Here is a 2,228-nt window from a genome sequence, read left to right on the forward strand (position 1 = left end):
GGCCGGATCCGACCCGCGCGACGGCTCCGGCGTACCGCCCTGCCGAGGCTCGGCTGCGCGGCGTCCCCGACCCGCGGCGAGCGCCGAGGCCTGGCCCGCACGAGCGAGCGGGAACGCGCCGGCACGCGGCGCCGCGCCCGGGAAGACCGCCGGTTCGGGGTCGATGATGAGGGGAACGGGCATCGCCCACCCTGCGAGATGCTGCCACATGCCGCCCCGTCGCATCGACGGGACCCGCGCCGCGCAGGGCGGGCGCCTTCCCTTCCGGGCCTGGGGATGACCATGCAACCCGGGTTGCCGCCGCGGCATGCGGCGGCCGGCGGGTCAGGCGCGCGGGGGCTCGCTCGGGGGCGTCGATGCCACGGAGGAGAGGCGGGCGGTGCCGAGGGGGAATTCGGGCGGCCTGGCGATGCGCAGGGGCGTCACGACCGGGCTCTCCGGCCGGATGACGGCATGGCAGGGGCAGTGCGCGCTGCAACGGCCAGGCCCCGCAAGGCCGCGGTCCGCCGGCTCGTCCGCGGCGGGCGCCCCGGAGATGGCATCGAGCACGATGACGATGCCGGGCCCGCCGGCTTCCTCGTCCGGCGACGCGGGCGCGGTCAGGGCCGGGTCCACCAGGGAGACGGTCAGGGCGATGGCGAGCAGGCAAACCAGGGCGCGGCGCCAAACGCCGGACGCGTACCCGTCCCACCGCTGCCGAAGCCTGACCATACGCCATGCTTACGGGGGCGCGCCGCCCGGCGCAAGGTCTCGCGGAGGTGGGGGAGGCCAGCGTCCGAGGAGCCCGATCGTTCCCGCGCGCCGGCGGCGCGACCCGTCGCAGGACCCTCCTCGCGCGGAGGGTTTCGCGCTTCGCCGGGGTCCGGCCCGGCCTCAGGGGCGGAGCCGATGTCCGGCCAGGGCGATGCGGTCGCGGATCTCGACCTGCCCGCGCAGGACCCGGATCCATCCCGCGCGCTCCCAGCCGGCGAGATGCCGGCTGACGACCTCGCGCACGGTGCCGAGGTCGGCCGCGATCTGCCGGTGCGTCGCGGTCACCCTTCCGTGCTGGTCCGCTTGGGCGAGCAGGTGCCGGGCGAGGCGCTCCTCAAGGGGCGTGAAGGCGATCTCGTCGAGGAGCCCGAACAGGACGGCCATGAGCTTGGCGTAATCGTCGAGGACGAAGGCGCGGAACGCGGCCGAGGCCGCCATGAGGTGCCGGAAGGTCTCCGCCGGAAGCGCCGCCAGCACCGTGCGCTGCTCCGCGACGCTCTCGGCCGGGAAGGTGCCGCCGGCGAGCAGGCACTGGGTCGTGAGGACGCAGGTCCCCCGGGGACCCACCCGGTAGATCAGCATCTCGCGGCCGCCCGCGGAGATCCGGAAGACGCGTGTCCGGCCCTCGATGCACATCAGGTAGTTCGCGCACTCGCCTCCCAGCTCGTAGGCGGTCGCTCCCGCCTCCAGCACGGGAAAGCGCACGGCGCCGCGCAGGATGTGCCGGTGGTCGGCCGGAAGCGTCCCGAGCACGGGAAACTGCTCGAACCAGCGCTCGACGCGGTCGGCGTGAGACATGCGCGATGACCTTCAGCTCCGCGGCGCGCCGGTCGGGCGCCGGGGACGTTCCGGGACAGGCCGGCGTCGATGAGCGCGGGCACAAACGACCGATGCCGCCCGCGTTCGGATTGAGCCGCGCGGGCGCGCGGCGGTGCCGGTTCCGGCGGTGCGCGGGGCCCGAGCCCGTTCGCCGGGAACCGCGGGGACACCCATACGCAGGCACGCGGCCCTCCCGTTCTCGGCCGTCGTCGCCCGGGGTCCGGCGTCGGCCGCGGGCGACCTGCTCCGCCCCCTCGGCCGGACGATGCCGGACATGACGCAGGCGGGGACGGCCCGCGCCGCTATCGAGGCGACGATCGCCCGGGCGGCCGGCAAGCCGCTCAGCCTCTCGGACGGGCGCCTGTCCGGCCTGGACCTCAGGCGCGCGAACCTGCGCCCGTCCCGCTTGAACAGGGTCCTGCCGCGGGGGGGCGGTCTCCGCGTCGCGGCCCCCGACCAGGCCGGGCTCAAGACGGCCGACCTGGGCGGGGCGAAGCTCGTCGGCGCGCGTTTCTTCGGTCCGCAGGTCCGGGGGCGAACCCGCGCGGAGCCGACCGGAGCGGGGCCAGGACCGGCCGCGACTTCGGCGGGGCGAGCGCCGGCGGCGCGCTCCGCGCCGGCCCGCGCGGCGACGCCGCCGTCCGGAACGCTGACGC

General features: G+C 76.6%; 3 protein-coding genes and 1 pseudogene. 1 reads left to right on the forward strand and 3 read right to left on the reverse strand.

What is annotated here, in order from left to right:
* The 3 genes and pseudogenes from MET9862_RS29885 to MET9862_RS28890 form a co-directional block, all read right to left on the reverse strand.
* Positions 1-183: pseudogene (locus MET9862_RS29885) on the reverse strand (TolC family outer membrane protein); the annotation flags it as partial.
* A gap of 141 nt (positions 184-324) precedes the next feature.
* Positions 325-711: a hypothetical protein gene (locus MET9862_RS28885; RefSeq protein WP_142586301.1), complete on the reverse strand. Its 387-nt coding sequence runs from the start codon at positions 709-711 to the stop codon at positions 325-327.
* A 162-nt stretch (positions 712-873) separates the two neighbouring features.
* Positions 874-1,551: a Crp/Fnr family transcriptional regulator gene (locus tag MET9862_RS28890; RefSeq protein ID WP_009863996.1), complete on the reverse strand. Its 678-nt coding sequence runs from the start codon at positions 1,549-1,551 to the stop codon at positions 874-876.
* 295 nt (positions 1,552-1,846) lie between these two features.
* Between MET9862_RS28890 and MET9862_RS29890 the strand changes: the two genes are divergently transcribed.
* Positions 1,847-2,228 (forward strand): pentapeptide repeat-containing protein (locus tag MET9862_RS29890; protein WP_497756013.1); only part of this gene is annotated, 382 nt, incomplete at its 3' end.

Origin of the sequence: Methylobacterium symbioticum (genome assembly GCF_902141845.1) — a bacterium.
In the GTDB taxonomy this organism is placed as follows: domain Bacteria; phylum Pseudomonadota; class Alphaproteobacteria; order Rhizobiales; family Beijerinckiaceae; genus Methylobacterium; species Methylobacterium symbioticum.

What these genes read in the sequence shown, in the direction of transcription:
- MET9862_RS28885 (WP_142586301.1), bottom strand. Translation starts at nt 711, where the DNA reads ATGGTCAGGCTTCGGCAGCGGTGGGACGGGTACGCGTCCGGCGTTTGG.
- MET9862_RS28890 (WP_009863996.1), bottom strand. Translation starts at nt 1,551, where the DNA reads ATGTCTCACGCCGACCGCGTCGAGCGCTGGTTCGAGCAGTTTCCCGTG.